Source organism: Actinokineospora sp. HUAS TT18, assembly GCF_051364635.1.
GTDB lineage: Bacteria > Actinomycetota > Actinomycetes > Mycobacteriales > Pseudonocardiaceae > Actinokineospora.
This window is the reverse complement of the sequence record NZ_CP195645.1, coordinates 6,203,468-6,229,108: the sequence shown is the minus strand read 5'-3', so window position 1 is coordinate 6,229,108 and position 25,641 is coordinate 6,203,468. Positions and strand designations below refer to the sequence as shown.

Genomic DNA, 25,641 nt, shown 5'->3' with positions numbered 1-25,641 from the left:
AGGTCATGCGCCCTGACCGGCGGCCCGGCCGCTGGCCGGGATGCCGGTGTCGTCGAAGACAGTGTTGCGGGCCTTGCGCTTGGCCGGGGGCGCGGCCCGTGTGGTCGGCGGGGGAACCTGGGGGATCTCCCCTGCAGCGGCGTCGCGGGCGGGATCGTTGCCGAGATTGATCAAGATGGTGTCCAGCAGATCCTCGGTCAGCTTCTCCAGTCCGGTCTCCACCGCCTCGGCGCAGCCTTCCTCGATCAGGCGCTCCAGCAGGCCGACGACACCGCCCGTGCGGCGGAACAGGTACTCGGGCATGGTGCCGCCGGTGAGCATCCCGCGACGGGCGTGAAACAGCCGCAGGTGTTCCTCCAGCCCGACCAAGTGGGCGGTCCAGGCGGCGATGCCGTGGGGCGTGTCGTAGCGGAACGGCTCGAGGTGGATCAGGTCGAAGCGCCGCTCGGTCTGGGTGGCCGGGTCGTCGCCGGCCATAGTGCTGGCCGCCGCGCCGGAGGGTGGCGGGAACACCCACTGGCCGGTGCGCGGGTCATGGCGGCCTTCCCGTAGCAGGCCGGAGCCGGGGATGTTGACGCCGATCAACACGAGTGTGGTGTGCATGCTCATGAAGGCGCGCATCAGGTCGAGGGTGTCCTGGTCGTCGGCGCGGTGCATCTTCAGCCGGGTGATGTCGTCCAGCAGCAGCACCCGGTTGCCGTGGTCGCGCAGCGAGGTGCGGACCGCCCGGGTGAGCTGCGGCAGGGTCATGCGTTTGTGGTCGGCGCCGAAGAAGTCCAGGATCGCCTGGCAGGTGCTCTTCGGTTTGGCGGTGACCGGGGTCTGGATGTAGGCGACCGGGGCGTGCAGGTCGCGGGTGCCCAGGATCGCGGTCGGGTTGAGCTGGTGGTGCAGGTCCAGCCAGGCGTCCTCGAACGCGGCGGCGATCTCGCAGGCGGTCTCGGTCTTGCCCTGGTAACCACCGCCGGTGATCATCAGGCCGGCCCGGGTGGTCGGCTTGTGCTTGAGCGCGTTGGTCTGCAACCGGGACCGCATCAACCTGGCGACCGCAGCGCTCATCGGGGTTTCCTGCAACGGCAGGTTGGCGTGGGTGGCCGCGCGGTGCAGGTCGTGCAAGGCCCGCTGGCGCGGACTCAACGTGCGGTAGTCGGCCACGCTCAGTCGGGGCGCTGGCTGGAAACAGTGGCGGGTCAGCCGCCACTGCCGCCAGCCCTCGACGGTCTCGCGGTCGGTGACCGGGCCAGGCAGGACCGACGGGGTGGCCGGCTGCTGCTCGCCGCTGTTTTGCGTCATGGGGTGCGGTGTCACGAGGCGCTTTCCGGGTGCTCGGCAGGGATGTCGCCGAAGTTGTCGTCGGGGTCGTTGTCGGCCAGCAGGAACAGCGAACGTCGGCGGAACGCCTCCCCCAGCCGCGGTGGCGGGCTGACCGGCCCGGCCGCCACGGCCTCCTCGCGGCGGCGGCGCCGGTCAGCGTCGACGGCCTGGTGCCCGGCGCGGGCGCGCTCGGTCCAGCCCGCGGCGGGTGTGTCACCGGTCGCGGGCTTGGACGCGGTGACCGGGCGGGGTGCTCGTGGCCGCCGCGGCTGTGGTGCGCCGGTGTCGTCAACGGCGTGCACCGGGCAGACACTGGCGCGGTCGGCCACCGCGGCAGCGGCCTGGGTGACCTCGCGGGCGTGCTCGGTGCGGGCGGCCTTGGGCATCGTTGGCCAGGCCGCGACCGGGATGTGCGCACCGATCAGCTCCAGCAGCAGCGGCAACAACTCGGCGTCGGTGCGGGGTTTCAGACCCGCTTGCCGGGCGGCGGCCAGCAGGTCGCGGACGCGGGCGTCGCTGAAGGACGGGACCTCGCCCTCGGGCGGCAGGCCGGTCCAGCGCAGCGTGTGCCAGGCGTGCGTGCCGGGATCTTGGAAGAACACCGTGCGCGCGTCGCGCGGGTCGCGGCGGATGACCCAGCGCCCTTTGTGCCGACCGCCGCGCCCGGAGGGCTCATGCCGGTAGGGCTCCAGCGCCGGCCCGTCGTACCAGAGTCCGCGGATCTTCACCCCGCGCTGGCCGTGGATGGCCACGTAGTGCGCGGGCAGCAGCCGGTAGTAGAGCTCCGGGGCGGGGATCTCCATCGCGAAGCCACCCTGGGCCAGCGCGGCGGCGAACAGCGTGTTCGGGCTGTGATCACCGGCCGGGTCCCAGCACGGGGCGTGCTCGCCGAGCCTGCGATGTTGCCAAATCCCGACGATCCAGGTCGCGATCAGGTTCTCCATCTGGTCGATGGTGAGCACCGCGTCGGCCTCGGGATCGGCGCCGCGGTCGGCGACATCCACGCCCGAGTAGCCGAGGAGATGCTCGAACAGCAAACTGCGAATCCCGCCGAAGGCGCGCTCGACGGCTTGCTTGTCGGTGGGCCGCAGCACCCTCGCGGGCAGGATGTTCGCGCCCAGCACCCGCTGGACCTCGACCAGGTGATGGTTGCGATAGACCGAGCCGTGGTCGGTGGTGATCGTCTCCGGGGTGAAGAACGGCAGCCCGGCGACCCGGTGTCCGGCGAACTCCGCGACCACCGCAGCCGGCAACCCTGGGTAGGGCCATTCCAGCTCCTCGCCCCAGTCCGGGCGCATCGGCAGCGGCATCGTGACGTCTCGCAGCAGCATCGCGACGTCGACCGCGCTGTCGGACACCATCGTGAGCCGGAACGCGGAAAGCGAGTGCGTGTAGACGTCCAACGCGAGCGTCAGGTGCACCGACACCGGATCGCCGAACACCGTCTCGCGCACCTTGACCGGCAGGATGGTCGTGTCCAGCGCGACGACCTGACCGGGCCGGTGCACCACCACATGCTCGCCGCTGGTGACCAACGCGGCCGAGCGGACGTAGCGCTGCCTGCCGCCGCCAGCTCCGAACCACTCCCGCCAGACCAGCCGCAGCGTCTCGTAGCTGGGGATCGCCGCGACCGCCTCCGGGCCGTGCTGCTCGCGGACGAACTGGTGCACCATGTGTTCCTTGGTGCGCATGGACAACCGCGACCGGTGCAGGGACTCTTGGTGCACCGCGTGGATCGCCTCGCGGACCTGCTCGTTGATGCAGGGATGCCCGCCGCCCGCGCGCAGCCACCGATCATCGGCGCAGCCGATCGGCCCCAGCTGGCGCCGCCGTGTCTCCCAGCGGATCAAGGTGCGGTAGCCGACCTGATGCAAGCCCAGCAGGCGAGCCTGGTCATGATCGAGCGCCGCGAGTTCAGCCACCTTCGCCTGCCGCCGCTGCGTCAGCGTGGTGGTCGCCGGGTCGTAGCAAAGCTTGGGCTCACCCGGTTCTGGTCGCAGCGGGCTGCCGCTGCGGAAACCGGTCTCCACCTCCAGCAGGTGCGCCATCCGCAGCCTGACCAGCTCCCGCTGGTGCGGGGTCAGGTCGCCCTCGCCGGCCTCCTGGCGTCCTCGGCCCGAGGCCATCCGTGTGGCCGATTTGCTGGATTGTCGGCAGGACGGATGGTGCATCAGAAAGCGGAACGTCGCCCGCATTCGTTCCCCGCCCGCCGTTACCAGCATCACCTGCCCGAGCTGGGGCTCGGCCCGCTCGACGGTCCACTCCGTGCCGTCCAGCACCACAATCGCGCCCGGACTCAGGTCCAAACTCATGAACGCGGCGGTCACTGCGGCTCGCTCTCGGCGTAGGTCACCAGGGCGGCATCGCCCAGCGGCGTGGTCAGGTCCATGCCGATTCGGCGGTGCCACAGCAGGTGCAGCAAGTAGGCCCGCGCGATCGGCGGCGCCACGGTCAACTCCGCCAGCTCGCCAAACGGGCGAGGCTTCTCGGCCGCGACGGCAAGCAGCACCTCCACCAAGCCCAGCCGGTCGGTCAGCGGGCGCCGCTGCGCCGACAACGTGTCCACCGTGGACAGCACGTGCGGCTTCCAGCCCGCGACCACCACGTACCGCCAGCCGTGCAGCAACGCCACCTCCGCCGACGCGGCGAACGCCACCCTGTCGCGCTCACCGACCCGCGCCGCCGGGCGCACGTCGATCAACCAGCGTCCGGTCCGGGTGTAGGCCAGGAAGTCCGGCACATGCTCCCGCTCCCCATCCCGCGCCAAAAACCGCAGCCGGAACGGCTGGGAGATCACCTCGCCCAGCCCGGCGGCGAAGTCCAGCACCAACAGCAGCCTGGCTTCTTCCATCGACTCGCAGCCGTGCAATCGATCGGTGCTCACCAGGTACTGCAACCCTGGCCGATGCCGCTGCTTGCGGTTCCATGAGAACCGCCGGACCGGCTCACACCCCGTCACCGGCATAGACGCGAGATCCCGTACCGGCGCGGTGACCTCGTCGCCCGCGTACCGCCACGTCACCGACCACCGCCGGGTCCACTCCGGACACAGGTCCAGCACTCCATGGGCCTCGGTGAAGGTGGTGTCCTGCTCGGCCAACTCGTCCCAGCCACAGCGGTGCGACCACAACGCCGTACCCAGCAGGTCGACCCGACCGGGTCCGCTCGCGTTCACCGCGCCATCCAAGTCAGCAGCGCGCCCCGCTCGGTGTACCGACGCGCGAAGCCCACAGGACTTCACTCGATCTTGTGACAACTACGCCTGTTCCGGGACCAGGTGACAAGTAGGACCAGTACCCGGTGACAAGCACCGCTGGAACCTGCGAGCAGAACGCCAGCTGGCGATGGCTCGTGGGTGACAACTGTCGCTTGTAGTCACAGTGGCGCGGAGCGGGGATTTCATTGCGCCACATGGGTCGACTTCGCCCCGGTGGCGCACACGCGCGTTGACAACCACGCGATCACGAAGCGTCCATACACGTCGGCCTCCCGGCCAGAACGTTGGAAACCGAAGGGGCGCATAGGCAATGACCACCGACCACGACATTCACGAACCACCCGAACTGGCCGCCGACGCGGCCGTAGACGCATCACAACCGGACCCCCAACCCGATCACACCACCGCAACCGCCGGGGCGTCACAGCCGCACGACGAGGCGACGATGCGGGCGTGGGAGGGGTTGCCGCCGGACACGATGATCCTCGCCCCGGCGTTCGCCACGCCGCCGATGCGATGCCCCGACGACGTGTGGGCGATGCTCGTGACGGCGGTCGACATCATCAGCGACGCCGACCCCGACCGCGCGGGCGAGGTGGCGTTGTTCGCGGGCAACTGGGTGCCCCAACAGCCCCCGGCCGACAGCTTGTACGACGGCGACCTCGTCCTGCGCCTGTCCCACCCGGCCGACCCGACCTACCCGTTGGCCCGCGATCACGCCACCGATGTCGAGATGCTGCTGGCATACCAGGGACGTTGGCAGCGTGTCGGTCAGTGGCGCGGGCTTGACGACGGCTGGCCGAGCCTCATCGCGCCGACCGCCGCCGCCGTCATGGGCCTGCACGGCGACGCCACCGAGGCGGCGATCTGGTCGGAGACCCCGCCGCCGTCGACTTCGCCGCCGCTGATCAAGTGGGCGCGTGGCGGCATCGCCGAGCTACTGGACGCCGGGCTGGTCACGGCGGGCGAGGAACTGGTCTGGAACCGCCGCAACCTCGGTGTCCGGCACACCGCCCGCATCCGGGTCGACGGCACCCTCATCCTCGCCGACGGCCGGGTGTTCGCCAACCCGTCCGGTGCCACCACCGCACTGGGTGGCAACCACCAGAACGGCTGGAGCGCGTTCCGGCGCGCATCCGACGGGCGCACATTGGGTGATCTGCGAACGGAACTCCGCGCGCAGCGCGGAAAGTAGCCCGTCCACCTTCGCACATTGGCCAGCCGGATCCGCCGTGCGGTAGGCGACCTGCCACCGCACAGCGGATCCGGCTGGCCGGAGGAATCTTGCCATGACCCCTTTTGAGTCCACAGTGGATTGTTTTGTGTTGTGGGGCGCGCGAGCCGGAGTCGGACTCGGCTACACCGTGGAAGCTGTGGCAGTACGGCTGGCCGACGACATCGCCGAGTTGCGCAACGACGGCGGAATCCCGGAGTACGTACGCACCGTGATCACTGTGCTGCCACAGCAGCGGGTGCTGGAGATTCGGGTCGAGGGTCTGTCCGTCGAGGCCGACCCGGATCGCACCACGATCCGCGAGGTGACCCACGCGCTCTTCGAACTGGCCAGCTACCACAACATTGTTGCACTCGACGCCACCACGCCCCCGCTGTTCACCCAGCGGATCCTGCTCGTCGACAGCGACGGCCGACCGTTCTCTGCTATGATCGGTTCCGGTGTTGGCGACGTAGACTCCGTTACGCCGCAACGGAACCGGCGGGACGCGTAGCACCTGCGTAGTCATCTCCCTTGTACCGGTAGGGTTGCACCTTCACAACCTGTCCGAAGTCCGGTGCGTCCACCATGGAACCTCCACCAATGTAGAGACCTACGTGGTGGATATTGCTGGGTGTGCCGTAGAAAACGAGGTCACCCGGCAACAGCGGCTGTCCGGCCGGAACATGGGGGCCAGCGTTGAACTGGGTCTGGGCGGTGCGTGGCAGGGTTACTCCGGCGGCGGCGTAGGCCGCCTTCGTCAGGCCCGAACAGTCGAAGCCCGCGTGCCCGCCATCGGGTCCGTTCCCGCCCCAGACGTACGGAAGTCCTCTCTGCCCGCAGGCGTAGTTGATCGCGGCCACCGCGACCGCGTTGGTGGCCTGGATGGCGTTGCAGTCGCCTGTGCCGACCGTCGCGGCGGCGTCGGCGTATTGCTTGGCTTGGTCGAGTACCTGTTTGACGTACCAGTCTGCGTGGTTGTAGGCGAAGATCGCCGCGTGGAGATCACCTCGCCGCACTCCGTCGTCGCAGAGCATGTAGGCGGCGGCGTAGATGGCGTCGTGCGGGTTGTAGCGCGAGGGTGGGGTGGCGCCGCCGGCCGGGATCTCGTGGCGGGCAAGCACTCCGTCGAAGGTGGCGGTCTTGAACTGCATCGGCCCGCCTGCCCCATAGCCATTCTCCCCGCTGTGCACGCCCGGAAGGGTGGACCGGCCGTGGTTGGACTCGATCTTGCCGATGGCGGCCAGAATCGACCAGTCCAGCCCTGGACATACCCCGGCCGCCGCGCGGTACAGCGCGAGGTAGTCGGCGGGGATGTCGGCCAGCGCGGTCGCGCTGGGCTGACTTCCGCCACTACCGAATAGGGCCGAGATCGCGCCGGACACCCCGTTCCCGATCAACGTCGGGATGAAGAGGATCACGCCGATCACGATGGCGCCGACTTTCAGGATCATCGGGTGCTCACCGCCTGCCTGTGCTTGGCCCGCGTGAGATGGCGGCCGGCGGCATCGGCGCGGGCGCCGGGGTCATCTGCGCCAGCGTCGAGTCCGGTCCGAGAGCCGACTCGCTGCCCGCGTCGGTGCTGGGTGGCGGGACGAGCGGCCAGGCGTCGAGCAACCGGTGCAACTCCCGCCGGGTGCTTGCCGCGTTACCGCTGGTGGTGTCCAGGGGCAGCCAGACCTCGTCGGCGGGACTCGGGTGCGCTGCCTCGGGGTTGAGCAGTTCGGCCGCGGCGGTGGCGACCGGGACCGAGCGCGGGTTGTCGAGCTCGCGCCAGGCCCGCGCCAGCAGCTTGCGGGCTGTGGTCTCGCGCCGCGAGGTCGGCAACCACACCAGTAGCGGAGTGGTGATTCCGGTGGCTTCGGCGAGTGCGGCGTAGCCGGCCAGTTTCCCGGCGAGTTTGGCCAGGACTTCGGTGCCGAAGTCGTACTCGAGGAAGAACTCGATCTCCCTGTCGGCGCTGGCCCACCGGCCGTAGGCGTCGGGCTTGATCAGATCCCCGAAGTGCCGCGCGCAGCGGGCCTCCGACCACCACGCACCGAGCGTGCTGTGCTCGTCGGCGCCACTGTGGCGAGCGCGGTCAACCAGGGCGGTGAACCACTCGGCGACACCGACGGTGTGCGCGAGCCGCAGCGAGTGGGCCACCCCGAAGGCGCGGTCGTGGCGGTAGCCGAGTTCCTTGACGTCCAGACCGTCCTCGGCGGCCAGCACCGCTGCCCCGGCGGGCGCGAGGACGTAGTGCATCGGCGCGGTGCCGACCGAGATGAACGGCTGGAACCGGTCCACCACGCCCCACTGGAACAGTTCCCGCAACCGCATCCGACCCGATCGGAACGACGGGAACGCGAGCGCGGTGATCTGGTGGGAGGTGAGCACGCGGTGCTCGTGCAACATCCGGATGATCCACCGATCACGCGGGGTCAGCCGCCACGCCAGCACCGCCTGGTGATCGGCGTTGTTCGCCGCGCGCGGCGTTGGCCGCGTCGCCTTATGGCCTCGAAGAGCGCGCTGCCTGGTGGGATTGGTAATCATGACGCGAACCTCCGGAAAGTGGTGTGCTAAAAGGACTTCCGCCCGTCTTTGCGGGTGCGGCCAAGTCGAGTCAGGACTGCTGGCGGCGCGGGTCGGCGCTCCGCGCCCGGACGCCGGACTGGCCCCGGCGATCGCCGCTGGTTGGCCGCGTCTGCCCTGCGGTCCCGACGGGCCGCTGCGGAGGCCGGGCTGGCGCCTGCGCACCGGACGCGGTGGCACCAGGAACTCGGTTGCGCAAGGCACGACGGGCGATACCGCGGATTTCCCTTGCGCGGCCGGGAATCGCACGAGGAAGCGGCTGGGTGCGCATGGTGAACGGCTGTGCCTCTTCCCCGTTGAGCACAAGCCGTACGGCGGCGTGGTAGACGCCCAGGTGCGCCAAGTCGTGATCGGACAGACGGGGCGCGGTGTGCCGGGATAGCTCGCGAGAGTCCTCCGGGGAGGCGTTGAAGAAGATCTTGCTGCGAGCGTTGGTGGACATGCCTTCCCGCAACTCACGCGGAAGCTGGCCAAGATGCTGATGCGCCAAGGTCATCGCGACCCGGAAGCCCCGCGCCTCGGCCAGCATGTCCTCGATCGGGTAGGGCAAATTCAAGAAGTTGTGACATTCGTCGATCACCATCGACGCGTCCCGGCGTTGGCGTTGCGGCGTGCGCGCACGGGCGGTGGTCGCCTGCCAGGTCCGTGCGACCACCAGCGACCCGACCAGCCGGGTGGTTTCCTCGCCCAGCGAGCCTTTGGGGATGCGCACCAGGCAGATCCCGCCGTCGAGCACCTCCGCCATGTCCACTGTGGAATGTCCGCCCGCGATGGCGTCGCGCACGAACGGCCGCAGCAGGAACGCCCGCAGCTTGTTCATCAGCGGGCTGATCACCTGGCTGCGGGAGGAGTCGGTGAGTTCCTCGTACCAGGACCAGAACCCCCGCAGCACCGGGTCGGTGATCCCGGCGGTGACCCGTGATCGGAAGGCGGGATCGGCCAGCAGCTTGGGTAGATCGGCGAGGGTGGCGACGCCTTCCTGGGTGCGCAGGGTCAGGCAGGCGGCGCGCATCACGTCGTCGGTGCGCGGACCCCAGAAGGCGCTGTAGACGCGCCGGAACACTGAGACGAGGTTGTCGACGGTCAGGTCGGTTTCCCCGCCGTCCAGCGGGTTAAGGCACGGTGGCCGGGACTTGGAGTCGGCGTCGAAGATCACGACACGATCCGCTACCGAGCGAGGCAGGCGGGAGAGCATGTCGGTGACGAGGTCGCCCTTGGGGTCGATCAGCACGATCCCGCGCCCGGCTTCGGCGTCGGCGAGGATCATGTTGCCCAGCAAGGTGGACTTGCCGGAGCCGGTCGCGCCGATGACGTGCAGGTGGTGTCGCGCGTCCGGGACGCGCAGCGCCACGGGGCGTTCGTGTCCGGTGTCGGTGACGCCGAGCGGCTTGGCCTCGGGGCCGGGCGTGGCGATGCCCGGTGGCGGGGAGATGGCGCGGGCGCCGGCACGCTGCACGCCGGGGATCGCCTCGTCGGTCGGCAGGTGCGCCAGCGCCGCCAGTTCGGCCACGGACAGCAGGTCGCCCTTGCCGAGGCGCCGGTCGGCCAGCACGGGGCCGGGGTGGCGGACGCGGTGGCGGGTGTAGTGGTTGTGCTCGGTGTAGGAGGCGAAGCTCGCGGCCAGTGCGTGTGCCCGGCCGCGGGCGACATCCCGCGCTTGGCGGACCTCGGTCTCGGCGGCGGCGGCGGGCAGGAGGGTGGCGACGGCGTAGCGGATGACCGTCTCGTACTGCGAGCCGCGCTGTTTGGCGACGATGGCGCGGTTCTGCGCCGCGTACTCGAGCGAGGTCTGCGGATCGCTGTGCAGCGCCCCGGACTTCGCCGTACGCCGGGCGGAACCGGACTTCACGCCGGGGGTGATCAGATCGAGCAGGCGACCGACCACGCGGGTGGAACTGCCGGTGTGCACCCGCCGCGCGGAGCGCCGGGCCTGGGCGACCCGGCGGCCGGTGACCGGGCGGGCGAGGATCTGGACGCAGGCGTACTCGTCGCGGCCGAGCCCGACCGGGGCGCCGATCAGGGCACGGAGCGGGTCGGCGTCGAAGTCGGTGCGGATCGGCAGCGCTTCGGAGCGGGCGAGGCGGAGTTCGCCGCCGACGACCAGCCGCCGCTGTTCGGAGTTTGGCGGTGGCAGGGGCGGGTCGGCGGTGCGGACCCGCGTGTGTGAGCCGGGCCAGGCGGCTTCGATGGCGCGTTCGACCAGACCGGGTGGGATCACGCCGGGCACCCACAGCCGGATGCCGACCCCTGCCTCGGAGAACGTGTACTCGCAGGCCACATGGGGCTGCCCGGTGAACCATCGGCGCCAGGCCGGGCGCAGCAGCCCGACGAGGTTGGACCACAAGGCCGCGCCGCCCGCGGGATCGGCGGTGGGCGGGGCGAGCACGGTGATCTGGCGGGCGTCGGCGAGAAGCCTCGCGTGGCAGCGCCTCGCCCACCGGCGCCGGCCAATGACGAAGCCCGCGATGCCGACTGCGAGCACCGGGCCGACGATCGGCCCCCAGGTGATCGCCCAGTCCCGCAGGTGACCCAGCAGCCTGAGCAGCGCGCCGCCGGGGTCGCGCAGGTAGTCCCCGAGCCACCCATTCGCCAGGCCCGTCCGCACGATTCCGTGAGCAGCCAGCGCATGGGACAGCTCGGGCTGGTTGAGGGCAGCCGGTATCCAGGAAAGCATTACAGGTCCTTCCAATAAATGTAGGAAATGCGCAATCAAGAAAAGGGACGGCCAGCGTCAGGTAGCGTCGAGTTCGATGTCGTCATCAGCACCGAACGAACCGAACTCATCGCCCTCAGCCGCATACGCCTGCTCGCTGGCGAAGCCCAGGTCCACGAAGGACTGCTCCTCTGCGTCGGCCTCGCCGGGGTCGACGTCCGCGGCGTATCCGGCGAGTTCGGCCGGATTACTGGTGACGAGGTAGTGCTCTGTGGGCGAGGCAATACTTTGGAACGCGACGCGCTGGGTGCCCGCAGACAGCAATCCCTGACCTCGGTCCGCCGACAGCAGGAATTGCCGTTCCCCGGCCGACAAATCGAAGGTCTGGGTGATCTCGTCGATGGCCTGCGACGCTTGCCGCAGCAAGACCTGGGTCGCCGCGTTGGCCACCACGGCTTTGCCGAGATCGTTACCGAGAACGTCGGCGGTGTCCTGGGTCGCGACCGTCAAACCCGCCCAGTGTTTCCGGGAGGCTTTGGCCATCCGGAACAGGAACTCCGCGCCCGACTTCTCCTTCATCAGCAGCCACGCCTCGTCCACGACCACCAAGCGCGGACGGCGAATCGCGGGATTGGACACCCGCCGCCACACCGCATCCAGAGTGAGCAGCGTGCCGATGGCTTTCAGCTCGTCGGGCAGGTCCCGCAGGCTGAACACCACCAAATGGCCCTCGGGATTGGTGGTCGTCGGGCCGTCGAATAGCTGCTTGAACGCGCCCTCGACGAACGGGTGCAGCCTCGCGGCGAGCTCGGAGGCGGCCCGGTCGCCGGCCTGGCCCGCGGTGGCCAGCTGGTCGCGCAAGGTCCGCAAGGTCGGTGAGGGACGAGTCCAGGTGCGGGCGTCGGCGGTGATCCCCACCGACTGGTAGGTCGCGGCGATGCCCCGGTCCAGCGCGGCCCGCTCGGCGGCCTCCAGCTCGCTGCCGACGAGCACCGCGATGACGGTGTGCAGGAACAGCGACCGCCGCACGAGGGCGTCTTTCGGCGCGGTGCGGCGGCCGTCGGAGCGGGTGTGGATGGGCAGGTCGAACGGGTTGAGCCGGACGCCCGTGGCGCCGAGATGGACGTAGGTGCCGCCCACGGCGGCGGCCAGGCGGGCGTACTCGTCCTCCGGGTCGACGACCGCGATCTCGATGCCCCGGTACAGGCTGCGCAGGAGTTCGAGCTTGACCAGGTAGGACTTGCCCGCCCCACTCCTGCCCAAAATGACGGAGTTGTGGTTGTGCATCCCCTCGCCGAAACGATCCCAATGCACCAACCCCTGCGATCCGACGTTGTAGCCGTAGAGCACCCCGGACGGCGCGGCCACCGAGGTCGGGTCGGCCGCGGGCAGGTCGGGCGAGGTGAACGGGAACGCCGCCGAGAGCGCACTTGTGTCGAAGGTGCGGCGCATCCCGATCAGGTCCAGGCCCATCGGCAGGGTCGACACCCAGCCCTGCAGTGACCGGTAGGTGGTGTGCTTGGCGTCCAGCAGCAGGCTCGCCGCCAGCGAGCGCAGCGCGGCCACCTCGTCGGCCAGCGCCCGCTCGGACGGGGCGTGGATGGTGAGGTACAGCCCGACGCGGAACAGCTTGCCTTCACCGCGCGCCACGCGGGAGGACAGGTCGTAGGCGTCCTCGGTGGCGGCTTCGACCTGCGGGTCGTAGAGGCGGCCGTGCTCGGCGGTATGCCGCCGACCCGACTCGAGTTTGGCGAGCTGCTTCTTCAGCCGCGCAGCGGCGGTGGCCGGGTCGATCGGCTCGACATGCAGCGCGACGTCCAACCGGCCGGGGTAGGTCAGCAAGGGCGCGAGCCAGCCGGGGTGTACCTCACGCGGGAACCCGGTCACGGCGAAGCTGGACACCCACTCGTTGCCGACCTCGAGATGCCGAGCGCCGACGGACAGGGCGTCCGGCGTGAAGGCGGCTGCCCGGTGGTGCGCGGCGGGCCGGGTGCTGGGACGGCGCTGGCCGCGCCGCGTTCGGGTGGTCATCACAACCGCCCCCTCTCCGGGTAGTCGTCGTCTTCGTCCTCGTAGTCCCAGTCGTCGGCCTCGCCGTCGTCCGGGCCGTACTCGTCCTGGTCGACCGCGGCACGGCCGTCCTCCGGCCAGAAGCCGGTGTCCGCGAGGTCGTCGTCGGCCAGGTCGGTGCCGCCGGCGGTGGTGATGACTTCGTCGGCGCCAGCGAGGGCCGCCGAGGGCGGCAGCAGGGTGTCGGGGTTGCACGCGGAGGCGAGCACGGCGGTGGCCTGCCCGGCGTCCAGCGGGGTCACGACGATCCCGGCGGGCGCGAGCAGTTCGATCGCCTCGCTGAGGCGGCGCACCAGCCGTGACTCCGCCGCCCGCCGTGCCCCGGCGCTCGCCTGTGTGGTCTCGGCCGTCGCGCGGCGTTTGCCGCGGGTCAGCGAGGACAGCACCGCCAGCGGGCCGGGGCCGCCGAGCCCGTCAGTCGGCTCGGCGGCACCCATCGGCTCGCGCAAGATCAGCAACACCTGGCGCCGCAGCAGGTCGGTCTGCTCGCCGAGCTGCACCAGGTAGTCGGCGTGCTCGACGGCGGCGGCTTCCAGCGCCGGGTGCGGCAAGCCGCCCGCGCGAGCCCGCAGCTCGGCGATCTGGCCGGACAAGTCGAGCCGTTCGGTGCGCACCAGCACCTGCACCGGGGCGGTCAGGCTGTGCAGGTAGCGGCCGAAACTGGCGACCAGGGACTCCTGCTCGGACGGTGTCCGCAGCGCGAAGTTCACCGTCGAGGCGACCGCGACGACGGCCAGGCCGTCAGTGCCCAGGTCGACCACGCCGGTGTCGGTGACCGCCTCGGCAGGCAGCCGCAACGCCGACGGCGAAATCTGCTCGGGCACCGCCGCCTTGCTCTTGGCTTTGGCCGACTTGCCCTTGCCAGCCGTCCGGCTCGCACTCGTGGCGGCGGTCTGGCTGGTCAGCCATTCCGGTGCGGGGCGAACGCCTTCGGGGGCGGCGACCCGGTGGCGCGGTCCCATGCGTTGCCGGATCGCGGCGACCAGCAGCCGGTCCATCGAGATCCCATCGCGCTGACCGAGCGCGATAACGGCCGCGCTCACCCCGACAGGGATAGCCAGCGCGAGGAACACCGGGAGCGGCACAACCGCTCGAGTGGTGGTCCACCCGGCGTAGAGCACCAGGCCGGTCACCGCGAGGATCGCCAGTTGGCGGGCGGTCAACGGGCCGATCACTTTGTCGGCTATGTCGACGTCGGCGGGAATGCGAACAGGCGAAGTCACGATTTACCTCCGGGCTTGGGTGGTGGCGGCGAGGGACGCCGCGCTGGTTTCGGCAGGTCCAGCGGGAGCCGGAGCTGCTGCCCGGCGGGCGAGGCCGGTCGCGGTGGTGGCGTCGCCGGTGGCGGGGTCGACGGGCGCGGCGTGCGGCGCACTCCGTCCAGCGGGAGCGGGTACTGCCCGGAGCGGGTGGCCCGGTTGCCCTTGTACGGGTCGAAGGGCAGCTCCATCTGAGTGCCGCGCGCTCGAGCCGGGGGTGCGGCCGGAGGCGGCGGGCTCGACGGGCGCGGGGTGCGGCGCACCCCGTCCAGTGGCAGCGGGTACTGCCCGGAGCGCGTCGGCCGGTTGCCCTTGTACGGGTCGAACGGCAGCTCCAGCTGCTGCCCGCCCCGACGCCGACCGCCCGGCTGGTTGGGCGATGCCGGAGGCGGCGTCGGCTTGACGCGCTCGGCGTCCAGCGGCAACCGGTACTGGCCGTCGCGCCCGAGGACCGGCTTGTTCTCCGGCCAGTCGTCTCCGAGTGGCAGTGCCAGCTGGCGGCCCTGCCCGGCCTTCGGTTTCGGCGCGGGAGCGGGCTTGGGCTTGGCGGCCGGGCGGCTGCGGCGCACACCGGCCAGCGGCAGCACGTACTGGCCGTCGGCAGTGGTGCGGGTGTGGGTGTAGGGGTCCGTTGGTCCTCGACTGCCGCCCCCGTTGCCTCCGCGACCGCCACCGCCGCCGGATGGGCGTGGCTTGCGGCCACCGCCGCCTCGGCCACCGAGCAGGCCGAAGGTCTTGTAGGCGATGAAGCCGCGCACGATCGAGCCAAGGATCGAACGACCGCCGCTGCCCTTGACCGAGGACAGCACCCAGAACGGGATCTTGAACAGGATGTACATCAGCGCGAGCGCGACGAGCAGGTTGACCAACCCGCTGACGGTCGGGCCGAACAAGGTGAACCCGCCGGGCGCGAGGAACACCTTCATCGCGGTGATCAACGTCAGCGACTGCACGACCTGGATGGCCAGGCAGCCACCGAACGCTTTCCACCACCACTTCGCGATGCCCTCGGTCTGTGGGAGCGCGTGGAACATCAGCGCGATCGGCGCCCCGGCGATCAGGATCACCGTCAGCGCGACCCGGACGACGTAGGTGACCAGCAGGACGATCAGCATCCCGGCGAGGAAGATGCCGATGAAGATGATGAAGATCCCGCCGTTGAGCGACCCGAGGACGAGGTTCTTCAACGTCTCGCCGGCCGAGCTGGCGTCCAGGCCGCCGCCCATCACCGCCTGGGCCAGTCCGTTGGCGATCTGGATGCCCTTGGTCGCCACCCACAACGACAGGGCTCCGGCGAGGAACCCGACCACGATCCGGGGCGCGATCTCCTTGATCGAGTGCCGGGTCTGCAGGGTCTGGTAGCCCATCACCAGGATCCCGGCGATGAGGATCAACATCCCGTAGCAGGCGAGCAGGATCTGCCAGGAGTTGGTCCACAGCTCCCCGATCCGCGGCAGCGAGTCGGGCGTCGGAGTGGTCAGCAGCGTCTTGGACAACAGGTCCAAGAGCGGGTTTAGCGCGGCGGTGACGATGCCCCGGAAGAACGCGTTGATCGCGTTGGTGATGCAGCCGCCGATGTCGGTGATCCCGCAGTCGGCCTCGCCGTCGTCACCGCTGCCGGGCTGGCCGGTACCGGGATTGGTCGGCGGTGCCGAGGTCGGCGGTTGTGGGATGCAGCCCTCCCCCGTGCACGGGGGAGGAGCCGGCGTGGTGGACGGGTGCGTGCACTCGTACTGCAGCGAACCGGGGAAGCACGTCACCGGCGTGCTCGGCCCAGTCGGGATCGGCAGCGGGACGCCGGTGAGCGGCGGAGTGGTCGTGGGCGCGGGCAGATGGCAGACCGGCAACGGCGAGTCCGGTGTGCACGGGTCGACGGTCGGCAGCGGCAGGGGCGGGGGCGGCGCGGGCTGGGCGGCGGCCGGACCGCCGGGGGTTGCGGCGGCGCTGACGGCAAGGGTGCCGCCGAGCAGGACGACCAGGCTCAGCGCCAGCATCACCAGCGCTCGGCTCCGCGTCATGCGCAGTCGCCGAACCCATCGTCCAGGCCGGGTGCGCCGGCCACTGGCACGCCGCGTGCTCGCGGCCGGAGGCGCGAGCAGTTCCCGGCTGGCGCCGGTGGCCTCTGGGCGAGCCGGTGCGGGCTCGTCGGAGCGCAGGCTGTGGACGGTCGGAGCGGTCGATGTCCGGCGACGGGCGGGCCTGGTCGTGGACATGACTCAGGCCCCCACGATGCCCTGGAGCACGGTGACGACCAGGGGTGCGAGCGCGGCTAGGCCGTAGCCGATAGCGGCGGCCTTGAAGCACTCCTTGGCCTTCTCCTGCTCGCCGGGATCGCCGCCGCCCATCACCCGGCGCACCCCGCCGATGGACAGGAAGACGGTCGCCAAGCCGGCGAGGATGCCCATCACCCAGTTGCGGATGTTGGTCAGAACCTGATCAACAGATCCGGCCAGGGCGACCACCACGGTGTCCGCGTGCGCGGCCGAGGCGGGCACGAACAGCGCGACGACGGTCACGCCGGTGAGCAGAGCGAGGTTCCGCCGAAGTGTGGTCCGACGACGGCCGGTCGGCAGGGAAGACATCCGAGGTGTGGTGTACGCAGGAGTGGTCGGCCGGGAGGTGCAGGAGGTAGCCCGGCGGGCTCGGCGAGCCGCTCCGAGCGGGAGGAGGACGGGTCCACGGCGAGGCCGACGGTCGCTGCTGCGACGGTCTGGCCGGCGGCGGACGGGCGAATGGGTCAGGCGCATCGCGGCACCTCCGGAGTCGTGCTCGACAGCTGCCGGGGTGTTCCGGTCGAGCGGTCGAGCGAGGTGGTGTGCGCGGGAGCGGCTGGGGTCCTCCCGCAGCCCTCGACTCCGGATTCGGGGGCCTTTTTCCAGGCGCGTGACCGAACCGTGACCAACGACTTTCCGCCGATCCTGGTCACCGTGCGCGACTTCCGGGTCGGTCGGCGCGGGGCACGGCTGGCGTCGCTCGCGGCGGCGGTGATGGCTGTGGCGTTCACCGCGCGGATCTCCACGTCGCGCTCGCGGCGGTCGGCGGGGTCGTCGTGCGGCGCCTGGTCGGTGAGCCAGGCGAGCAGGCGCGCTTCGGCCCGGCTGCGGACCCAGTGCAGGGCGGTGACCTTGACGCCGCGGTCGGCCGCAGCGGCAGTGAGTGTGTAGTCCTCGAGGCGAGTGGAGCCGATCAGTTCGGCCTCGTCGCCGGTGATCGCCCCGTCGGCGACGGCGCGGGCGAGGACGAAGTCCGGGTGCCCCCACGGCGGGGTGGGTTCGCTGGAGTGGAAATCCTCATCGGTGGGCATCGGGCGGTCGAGTGCCTCGCGAATGAAGAGGTGTCCCGCGCGCAGGCCCGCGCAGCGCAGCCGCCACATGACCCACGGCCTGGCGAGGTCGATGCTCGCCAGCTCGGACAGGAAGCCGGTCAGAATCGCGGCGTGGATGTCGCGGTGGTCGTCGGCGTACGGCGCGGACAACTCGGCGGCAATGGCGAACAGCGCGGGCAGCGCGACGCCGACGCACGCGACGGTCCAGGTTCCGCCCTCGTCGCGAGAACGGGTGACCAGGTGGACCCAGATCGGGTCCACGGTGGACATCGGAAGGTTGGCGTCGAGAAGCAGGTCCCGCAGCTCGTCCAGGGGTACCCGCCGCCGGGGCAGACCGGGGAAGAGCCAGCCCTCGATGGAGACCGGGCTCGGCCCGGTGACCAACCACTCGAACGCCGTCCGCGCGGAATCCAGCGGAAGCGAGTCACGCTCGAAAGACGTGCGGCGGAATATGCGATTCGGGGCCATGACGGCTCCTTTGCGTGGTCCGGGAAACAGTGACCACGCAAGGAAGCCAAATCAGGTCCACCAAAACGCCACGAAACCGCCACCAAATGGCCTCCAAAGCGCCACCGATGATCTTGAACAGCCGCCTCCAAGCGCCACAAAGATCATCTACAGCCTGGAGCAGCGCCCGCCGCGAAGGTCAGACAAGATCATTTGTTGATCGTCGGTAATAGGCCCTGAGCTGTAGTAACAGTGTTTTGGTGGCGTTTTGGTGGCGATCCGGTAATAGGCCCACGGGGCGAGGGTCAGGCCGCGAGGCGGCCCGGACTGTCGTCGCGCGTTGAGGTTGCCGAAAAATTGTGGAGCCCGCGCGACGGACGGCTCGACACAAGCTCTACGCGAGCACGCGCGCGCGAGCCTCATGTGCATTATTCGACCCCGAATCGCGCCGAATATTGACGATAAAGATTAGGTAACAGCCCTGGAAAAGTGGGTCGTTTTTCGGAGTCGGGGGGTGTCACAGAGCGCCACGTATCGCGGCGCGCACCCCAGAGGTTCTGCGAGGATTCCATGACCCAGTCCGACCGCCCCACGAGCCGCGGACCGAAGCGGCGCGGTGACACGACTCGCCCAGCGAGCACCCGCTCCGGCACCCGCCGAGGCGGGGATCGCCGCCCCTATCCGACCGCGTCGACCACCACCAGGGTCAGTCCCGCCAAGCCCGGTTCGGCGAGCACTCGCTCCCGGTCGCGCGGGTCCACGGCGACGCCCACCCCGGCGACGGTCTGGACGGCCGGCCCGGCTCCGATCGAGCTCGACACGGCCTGGCCGGAACCTATCGTCAGCAAGATCGTCAGCTCGTTCAGCGAGTCCGGCGGGCGGGTCGCCCTGCTGCCCTGGCCGACCTCCGGCAGCCGTACGCCGCTCGCGTCGATTGGCGCGGACGGAGTGATCGACCACGCCCCGGCAACCGAGCCGGACCACGCGCTGGCCGACGCGCTCGCCGCCGTCGAGGCGCTTGACCGGACCGGCCGCGTGGTGCGCGTCGCGGTGGACCCGACCGCCACCGGTCCGGGTGCGCGACCGTTCTGGGCGGACCTTGTCGGCGACGCCGATCGCTCGGCCGTGACCGCCTTCCCGTCGGTGCGGACGGGCATCGGCGACGGGGTGTTCGACGGTGCCGAGGACGCGCCGGCGGACACCGACCTGATCATCACGAGCCTGCGCCCCGAGCACGGCGGCGACCAGTCCAGCGACCTCGTGGCGTTGGTCGCGGCGCGACTGCTGCGGGTCGGCGGCATCCTCGTAGTTCTCACTCACTGTGACTGGCCCGCCGGTGAGCTGATCGACCCGACCGGCGCGGTCGTGGCCTCCGCGCAGAACGCCGACCTGCTCTACCTGCAGCACATCGTGGCCCTGCACGCGCCGGTGCGCGGCGGCCGGTTCGACGCCGAATCCCTCACCGAGCCCGACGGTCCGACGGCCGGGAACGAGGCCCGGGCTCGACACCGCGCGGTCGTGCGCGGGCTGCCCGCACCGCATCGGCGGATCCACTCCGACGTCCTCGTCTTCGCCCAGCCGCACGACTACGAGCCGCCTCGCGTGAGCCCGGCGGACGCAGCACTCGAGAGCGGAGTCATCCGATGACCCACGCCCAGGTGCCGAACCCCGCCCAGCCCGGAGACCACCGCCAGGAAGGCACGCCCGTGGCCGACGACCGCTTCCCGCGCGCCCTGTCCAAGGCAGCTACCAACCCGGCCCCGGCCCGTGAGGAGAACCCGGTGGACGAGCCGACCCAGCGCGTCCCGCGCGCGCTCATCGACGACCTCGACGGCACCACCGGTACACCGCCCGAGCAGGTCGCCGACGACTCGGCCGAAGACGTTGCGGTGTCGGTGTGGACGACCGCGCAGACCTCACCGGCCGCCCAGCGCAAGGGCCGCTACACGCCCGAGTCGACCGCGCACCCCGCGAAGATGCTCCCGGCCGTCGCGACGCACGCGATCGCCCACTACACCGAGCCGGGCGACCTGGTGCTCGACCCGATGTGCGGGATCGGCACCACCCTCGTCGAAGCTCTGCACGCCGGGCGCCGCGCGGTCGGGATCGAGTACGAGCCCCACTGGGTCGACGTCGCCCGCGCCAACCTCGCGCTCGCCCACGACGCCGGGGTGGAGCACGAGGGCCGGGTGTTCCACGGCGACGCCCGCCAGATCGCGTCACTGCTCCCGCCGGAGTACGCCGGGCAGGCGGCGCTGGTGGTCACCTCACCTCCGTACGGGCCGTCCACGCATGGGCAGGTCTCGGTCGCGCCGGGCGCGGGGGTGCAGAAGTACCACCACCTCTACGGCAACACCCTCGACCGCGGAAACCTCGCCAACATCGGGCACCACCGGCTGCTGGCCGGGTTCACCCGCATCCTCGCCGGACTGGTGCCGTTCCTGAAGCCAGGCGGGCACATCGCCATCACCATCCGGCCCTGGCGCGAACACGCCGAACTGATCGACCTGCCCTCGCAGATCCTGGCCTGCGGACTGCACGCCGGCCTGATCCCGGTCGAACGCTGCGTCGCGCTGCTGGCGCGGGCAGCCGAGCACGACCTCGTCGCGCGCGGCAGCTTCTTCCAGCGCGACTTCATCCGCAAACAGCGCGAAGCCGGGCTGCCGCTGCACCTCATCAGCCATGAGGACGTGCTGATTTTCCGCACGGCCCTGCGCCGCTCGGCGGCTTCAGGAATCTCGACGGAACGCCAGGATTCCCGACGGTTCCTCACCGGTCGAACGCGGCACGCCGAGAACCCGAGCGGCGAGTCGGGTGTGTCGGAGAGCTGGGCGGCATGACCACCCCGCCACCCCGCACCCGAGCCCGGTCGGGGCGCAACTCCGCCCCCGCCCTCGTCGCCGTCACCACGACGGCGGCGGGGGCGGTGCGGGCGGCCACCGCGCAGACCGTGCCGGACGAAGTACGGCAGAACGTGTCGGTCGGCGCGAGCCCCGGACCTGTCGTCGGGTCGGTCTGCACCGGCTATGGCGGACTGGACCTCGGGGTGATCGCCGCACTCGGCGGGGGTCGGCTGGCCTGGTGCGCCGACCCTGACCCGCACATCGCCGCGATCCTCGCCGCCCGGATGCCGGGCATCCCCAACCTCGGCGACGTCCGTGCCATCGACTGGACGAACGTCGAGCCGGTCGACGTCCTGACGGCCGGGTTCCCGTGTCAGGACATCTCCGCCGCCGGGCGACGCGTGGGTATCGAGAAGGGCCATCGCAGTGGACTGTGGACAGACATCGTGGCGGGCGTTCGCGTACTACGACCCGCGCTGCTCGTCGTGGAGAACGTCGCCGCGCTTCGCTGGCGCAACGGAGGTCTCCACCGTGTACTCGGCGACCTGGCCGAAGCGGGGTATGACGCGCTCTGGCGTAGTGTCCGCGCCGCCGACATCGGCGCGGCACACCGCAGAGAACGGGTGTTCCTGCTCGCCTGGCCCCGCTTCGCTTCCTCCCCGGATGCTGCCGACCCCGCAGGCGCGCGACGGCGACAACCGCGGTCCGGCGGACCCGGTGCGGCGTCGCGCTGGCGGGCATCAAGTGAATCTGCACGACGCGGTGGACGCGGTGATGAAGCTGCTGCCCACGCCGACCGCCTCGGATGCGAAGAACTGCACTCACAGGACGCAGGGTGGTGGTCCGTCGCTGCCCGACGAGGCGCGGCTGCTGCCAACGCCGAGGGCCTCGGACACGGGCACGGCAGGACGCCGGGCGGGCGCGGGATTCCGGCCGCCGCTGTCGCAGCAGGTGCTGCCGCTGGTGGACCCCGAGGCGTTCCTGCCGACGCCGCGGGCGACCGACGGGTCGAAGGGCTGTCCGGCGCAGCGGGGCAGCAAGGGCGACCTGATGCTGCCCTCGGCGGTGATGCGCCTGCTCGTCCCGGAAGCGGGCGGCGGCATCTCGTAGCCGTCGCCGACCCGGATCTCACCTCGCCAGCAGCCGTGCATCCCGAGGTGGACTGGGGCGACTACGCGCCGGCCGTTCGGCGCTGGGAACAGGTGCTCGGGCGACCGGCGCCGTTTCCCACGCAACCGGGTGTCCATGGGCGTCCCGTGTTGGCCCCGGCCTTCGTCGAATGGCTCCAAGGGCTCGAGCCGGGCTGGGTGACGGCTCTTCCGCTGCCGCGCACCGCGCAGCTTCGTGCGTTGGGCAACGGTGTCGTCCCGCAGCAGGCCACGTACGCCGTCGGGTTGCTGCTCGCCGACCTCGCCGCGCTCCTCGGCGCCGGTTCCACCGAGCCCTCCGGATACGCAGAGGAGGCGAACGCGGCATGACCACACCAGCCTCCACTCACGACACCGGTCCGGCCTTGCGATGCCTCTCGCTCGGCGCCGGAGTCCAGAGCAGCGCCGTCCTGCTGCTGGCCTGCGAGGGCGTCATCCCGCGCTTCGAGGTCGCGCTGTTCGCCGACACCGGCTGGGAACCACGCGCGGTGTACGCGAACCTCGCCCGGCTGCGTACGCACGCCGCAAAGTTCGGCATTCCGGTGCGCACGGTGTCGGCGGGCAACATCCGCGCCGACGCGCTCGACCCGGCCCACCGGTTCGTGTCGATGCCACTGCACGTGCTCAACCCCGACGGCAGCCGCGGCTTGGCGCGCAGGCAATGTACTAGCGAGTACAAAATTTCGCCGCTGAAGAAGGCAGCGCGCGAACTGCTCGGCTACCCGCATCCGCGACGGGTGCCGCGCGGGCTGTACGTGGAGCAGGCCATCGGCATCAGCACCGACGAGTTCACCCGCGCCAAGGACTCCGGCGTCAAATACCTGCGCAACGTGTTCCCGCTGATCGACCTCGGCTGGGACCGCGCCCGGTGCGCCGACTATCTCGCCGAACGCGGGTTCGGCGAGACGGTGAAAAGCGCCTGCGTCGGATGCCCGTTCCACGGCAACGCGGGCTGGCGCTGGCTCCGCGACAACGACCCCGACGGCTGGGCCGAAGCGGTCGAGTTCGACCGCGCCATCCGCGACGGCTACCCGCACGCCACCCGGCAGGGCCAGGAACTGCGCGGGCAGTACTTCCTGCACCGGTCTTGTCAGCCGCTCGACGAAGTCGACCTCGACCCGCCCGCTCCCGGAAAGCGCCACCTGCGGCTGGTCTCCACCAAAGCGGTGGAGGACGACGATCCCGACGGCTGCTCGCCGTGGTCGTGCCGGTCCGGCGACCCAGTCCCCGCGGAGCGTGCGGCATGACCGGGCTGCCGCGCTCACGCGCAGAGGCAGGGCATGGACTCCTCTGGTCGGGGCTGGCGGTGTCGGCCGCCTACGTCGGCTCGGTGGTGATCGCGAACTGGGCCTCCACCCACTGGGCGGCGCTGCTCGTCGGCTCGCTGATCGTGCCCGCCGGCACGCTGTGGGCCGGGGTGACGCTGACGCTGCGAGACCTGCTGCACGAGGCCCTGGGCACGCCGGGCGTTCTCGCCGCGATCGCGGTGGGTGCGTGGCTGTCGTGGTCGTTGGCCTCACCGCAGATCGCCGTCGCGAGCATCGTCGCGTTCGCCGTGTCCGAGTGCCTCGACTCGGTCATCTACGGCCGGATGCGGGACCGGTCACGGCTGGGCGCGGTCGTCGGCTCGAACATCGTCGGACTGGTGAGCGACAGCCTGCTGTTCGTGCCGCTGGCGTTCGGGTCCTTCGCCGCAGTGCCCGGCCAGATCCTCGGCAAGACGGTCGCGACCGTGCTCACCGTCGCGGCATTACTGGCGGCGAAGCTCGCTCGGCGGGCGGTGTCGCGATGAGGTTCTACCTGGGCACCCATCAGCCGTCCTGGCTCACCCGCGATCTCGGTGTCCCTCTGCTGGTCTCCCACCGCAGGCTGGCCAACCGGCGCAGCCTGCCGCGCGCGACCGGGCCGTGGGCGTGCGACTCCGGCGGCTTCACGGAGTTGTCGATGCACGGCCGGTGGCGCATCGACGAACGCGGCTACGTCGCGGCGCTTCGCCGCTACGCCACCGAGATCAGCAACCTCGCGTGGGCCGCGCCAATGGACCACATGACGGAGAGCCATGTTCTGGCACGCACCGGCGCGACGGTGCGCGTCCACCAGAACCGCACCGTCACCAACTACCTACGGCTGCGCGATCTCGCGCCCGAGCTGCCGATCATCCCCGTACTGCAAGGCCAGTCCATTGCGGACTACAACCGGTGCGCCGATCTCTACGAACGACATGGCGTCGATCTCGCCGCGCTGCCGCTGGTCGGGGTGGGCAGTGTGTGCCGTCGTCAGCACACCGCGGAAGTCGAGCAGATCATGCGATCGCTGTCGGCTCGCGGGTACCGCTTGCACGCTTTCGGAGCGAAGGTGCTCGGGCTGGGCCGATATGCCGACGCGATCTCCAGCAGTGACTCGGCATCGTGGAGTTTCCGGGGCAGGTATGTGCCCGGCTGCACGCCCACCCACCGCAGCGAATCCAACTGCCTGCGCTTCGCGCTGGCCTGGCACACCCGGCTTCTGACCTCCTTGCGCGCCGAAGAACCCGGCCGCCAGCGCGACCGCGGGCCGACTTCCGCGCGCGGCAAGGGACCGCGAGCACGCGGCCAAAGAAACGGACGCACCCGCCCTGGCTCGCCGCGTCCGCGCCAGGCCGGAGGCCGGACGGCCACTCGCGCGCAGAACTCGCGCGCCTCATAGCCCTTCACGGAATTGGAGAACCGCCATGCCTTCGAACAACACTGCGCAGGATGAGTCCAGCGACCGCATTCCGCGTTGGGCTGCGACCGCCGGCCGCCAGACCTTCGGGCAGCGCCTCACAGCGATGGGCGCCCGGCTGTTCGGGTCGGCGACGGAGCCGGACAGCGGTGACGCCACGCCGTCGTGGCGCGTGCGGCAGCACGTCCTGCGCGACTACCACGCTGCAAACGTTGCTGCGGCTCGCACCGTGTCCGAGGAATTGGTGCGCGCCGGTTTCAACACCGGAGACGTGCCTTATGGCTATCGCGCCCGGCGGGTCCGGGTCACTCCGGCTGGCCGCCGAGCGCGCTGGCGCACTCGGCTGCTCATCGAACCGGTCGAAGCGTCCACGGTGCGGATGATCTTCGTGTGGAGGGGCGAGGATCGCTTGTCCACCACGGAGATCCGTCGCCGACTCGCCGCGTCCCGCTACCCCGCGCCGTTGGACCCCGAGACGGGCGAGCCCGGCGTGTGGACGGTGGCGATTGTGCGGGCGATCCTGCGCAACCCGAAGTACCTCGGCCGCCAGGTCTGGGGGCGCACCCACCACGGAAAGCCGACTCCGCGAGCTGACTGGGTCTGGTCGGAGGTGTGGGTGCACCCGCCGCTGGTGACCGTCGAGGAGTTCGCCGCTGCTGACCGTCGCTGGTGGGGTGTCCCTGCCTCTGCCGAGGCAGGCGACTCCGCGAATGCGCTGTCGCCCGATCACCGGAGGGCCGCGTGATGGCCACCAACCACTATCCGGACGGGTTGACGATCGAGGCCATCACCGCACTACAGCGGGAAGTCAACGAGGAACTCCGGCGGGAGGGCTATCCCGTTCGGCCGGAACAGCCAACCTTCGTGGCGGCCCGCCT

The 25,641-nt window shown here is 70.7% G+C and carries 21 protein-coding genes and 1 pseudogene; 11 read left to right on the top strand and 11 right to left on the bottom strand.

Annotation, left to right across the window (positions count from 1 at the left end):
* Positions 1 to 3: 3 nt before the first annotated feature.
* Genes ACSHT8_RS28965 through ACSHT8_RS28955 form a run of 3 tightly spaced genes read right to left on the bottom strand, consistent with a single transcriptional unit; the run spans position 4 to position 4,489 of the window.
* Complete coding sequence (locus ACSHT8_RS28965) at positions 4 to 1,293, bottom strand: AAA family ATPase (protein WP_436494283.1); 1,290 nt, start codon at positions 1,291 to 1,293, stop codon at positions 4 to 6.
* 11 nt (positions 1,294 to 1,304) lie between these two features.
* Complete coding sequence (locus ACSHT8_RS28960) at positions 1,305 to 3,641, bottom strand: hypothetical protein (RefSeq protein WP_436494282.1); 2,337 nt, start codon at positions 3,639 to 3,641, stop codon at positions 1,305 to 1,307.
* Positions 3,638 to 4,489, bottom strand: coding sequence for a TnsA-like heteromeric transposase endonuclease subunit (locus ACSHT8_RS28955; RefSeq protein WP_436494280.1), 852 nt, complete (start codon positions 4,487 to 4,489; stop codon positions 3,638 to 3,640). Before ACSHT8_RS28955 ends, ACSHT8_RS28960 begins: the two co-directional genes overlap by 4 nt.
* Before the next feature lie 487 nt (positions 4,490 to 4,976).
* On the opposite strand from ACSHT8_RS28955, the gene ACSHT8_RS28950 reads away from it, so the two are divergent.
* The gene (locus tag ACSHT8_RS28950; protein WP_436494279.1) at positions 4,977 to 5,726 is read left to right on the top strand and encodes a hypothetical protein; all 750 of its coding nucleotides are present in this window, start codon (positions 4,977 to 4,979) and stop codon (positions 5,724 to 5,726) included.
* A 178-nt stretch (positions 5,727 to 5,904) separates the two neighbouring features.
* Positions 5,905 to 6,258 (top strand): hypothetical protein, encoded by a 354-nt coding sequence (locus ACSHT8_RS28945; RefSeq protein WP_436494277.1) that lies wholly within the window; start codon positions 5,905 to 5,907, stop codon positions 6,256 to 6,258.
* Here the strand turns inward: ACSHT8_RS28945 and ACSHT8_RS28940 are convergent.
* The 8 genes from ACSHT8_RS28940 to ACSHT8_RS28905 all read right to left on the bottom strand — a co-directional run bounded on the left by ACSHT8_RS28940 (position 6,227) and on the right by ACSHT8_RS28905 (position 18,090).
* Entirely contained in the window at positions 6,227 to 7,198 is a 972-nt protein-coding gene (locus tag ACSHT8_RS28940; protein ID WP_436494275.1) for an NlpC/P60 family protein, read from the bottom strand. The genes ACSHT8_RS28945 and ACSHT8_RS28940 overlap by 32 nt on opposite strands.
* 7 nt (positions 7,199 to 7,205) lie before the next feature.
* A complete protein-coding gene (locus ACSHT8_RS28935) occupies positions 7,206 to 8,276 on the bottom strand; it encodes a replication-relaxation family protein (protein WP_436494274.1) in 1,071 nt (356 codons plus the stop codon).
* Positions 8,277 to 8,346: 70 nt separating this feature from the next.
* A complete protein-coding gene (locus ACSHT8_RS28930) occupies positions 8,347 to 10,989 on the bottom strand; it encodes a helicase HerA domain-containing protein (RefSeq protein ID WP_436494272.1) in 2,643 nt (880 codons plus the stop codon).
* 57 nt (positions 10,990 to 11,046) lie between these two features.
* On the bottom strand, positions 11,047 to 12,999 hold the full coding sequence (locus tag ACSHT8_RS28925; RefSeq protein ID WP_436494270.1) for a VirB4 family type IV secretion system protein: 1,953 nt from the start codon (positions 12,997 to 12,999) through the stop codon (positions 11,047 to 11,049).
* On the bottom strand, positions 12,999 to 14,261 hold the full coding sequence (locus ACSHT8_RS28920) for a PrgI family protein (RefSeq protein WP_436494269.1): 1,263 nt from the start codon (positions 14,259 to 14,261) through the stop codon (positions 12,999 to 13,001). Before ACSHT8_RS28920 ends, ACSHT8_RS28925 begins: the two co-directional genes overlap by 1 nt.
* Positions 14,258 to 16,315, bottom strand: coding sequence for a hypothetical protein (locus ACSHT8_RS28915; protein ID WP_436494267.1), 2,058 nt, complete (start codon positions 16,313 to 16,315; stop codon positions 14,258 to 14,260). Before ACSHT8_RS28915 ends, ACSHT8_RS28920 begins: the two co-directional genes overlap by 4 nt.
* Before the next feature lie 198 nt (positions 16,316 to 16,513).
* Positions 16,514 to 16,879: a pilin gene (locus ACSHT8_RS28910; RefSeq protein ID WP_436494266.1), complete on the bottom strand. Its 366-nt coding sequence runs from the start codon at positions 16,877 to 16,879 to the stop codon at positions 16,514 to 16,516.
* Between the two features lie 155 nt (positions 16,880 to 17,034).
* Complete coding sequence (locus tag ACSHT8_RS28905; protein WP_436494264.1) at positions 17,035 to 18,090, bottom strand: hypothetical protein; 1,056 nt, start codon at positions 18,088 to 18,090, stop codon at positions 17,035 to 17,037.
* 549 nt (positions 18,091 to 18,639) lie between these two features.
* Here ACSHT8_RS28905 and ACSHT8_RS28900 point away from each other — a divergent pair.
* The 9 genes and pseudogenes from ACSHT8_RS28900 to ACSHT8_RS28860 all read left to right on the top strand — a co-directional run bounded on the left by ACSHT8_RS28900 (position 18,640) and on the right by ACSHT8_RS28860 (position 25,508).
* A complete protein-coding gene (locus ACSHT8_RS28900; RefSeq protein WP_436494262.1) occupies positions 18,640 to 19,716 on the top strand; it encodes a hypothetical protein in 1,077 nt (358 codons plus the stop codon).
* The gene (locus tag ACSHT8_RS28895; protein ID WP_436494260.1) at positions 19,713 to 20,909 is read left to right on the top strand and encodes a TRM11 family SAM-dependent methyltransferase; all 1,197 of its coding nucleotides are present in this window, start codon (positions 19,713 to 19,715) and stop codon (positions 20,907 to 20,909) included. The genes ACSHT8_RS28900 and ACSHT8_RS28895 overlap by 4 nt, the downstream gene beginning before the upstream one ends.
* Positions 20,906 to 21,490 (top strand): annotated as a pseudogene (locus ACSHT8_RS28890) (DNA cytosine methyltransferase); the annotation flags it as partial. The gene ACSHT8_RS28895 and the pseudogene ACSHT8_RS28890, both read left to right, overlap by 4 nt.
* A gap of 166 nt (positions 21,491 to 21,656) precedes the next feature.
* Positions 21,657 to 22,022 carry a hypothetical protein gene (locus ACSHT8_RS28885; protein ID WP_436502257.1) on the top strand — a complete coding sequence of 122 codons (366 nt, stop codon included), beginning with the start codon at positions 21,657 to 21,659 and terminating at the stop codon, positions 22,020 to 22,022.
* Between the two features lie 146 nt (positions 22,023 to 22,168).
* Complete coding sequence (locus ACSHT8_RS28880) at positions 22,169 to 22,390, top strand: hypothetical protein (protein WP_436502256.1); 222 nt, start codon at positions 22,169 to 22,171, stop codon at positions 22,388 to 22,390.
* On the top strand, positions 22,387 to 23,307 hold the full coding sequence (locus ACSHT8_RS28875; RefSeq protein ID WP_436494258.1) for a hypothetical protein: 921 nt from the start codon (positions 22,387 to 22,389) through the stop codon (positions 23,305 to 23,307). Before ACSHT8_RS28880 ends, ACSHT8_RS28875 begins: the two co-directional genes overlap by 4 nt.
* Positions 23,304 to 23,852, top strand: coding sequence for a VUT family protein (locus ACSHT8_RS28870; protein WP_436494257.1), 549 nt, complete (start codon positions 23,304 to 23,306; stop codon positions 23,850 to 23,852). The genes ACSHT8_RS28875 and ACSHT8_RS28870 overlap by 4 nt, the downstream gene beginning before the upstream one ends.
* Positions 23,849 to 24,745 (top strand): DUF7221 family queuine tRNA-ribosyltransferase-like protein, encoded by an 897-nt coding sequence (locus tag ACSHT8_RS28865; RefSeq protein WP_436494255.1) that lies wholly within the window; start codon positions 23,849 to 23,851, stop codon positions 24,743 to 24,745. Before ACSHT8_RS28870 ends, ACSHT8_RS28865 begins: the two co-directional genes overlap by 4 nt.
* A gap of 25 nt (positions 24,746 to 24,770) precedes the next feature.
* Complete coding sequence (locus ACSHT8_RS28860) at positions 24,771 to 25,508, top strand: recombinase family protein (RefSeq protein ID WP_436494253.1); 738 nt, start codon at positions 24,771 to 24,773, stop codon at positions 25,506 to 25,508.
* Positions 25,509 to 25,641 lie beyond the last annotated feature (133 nt).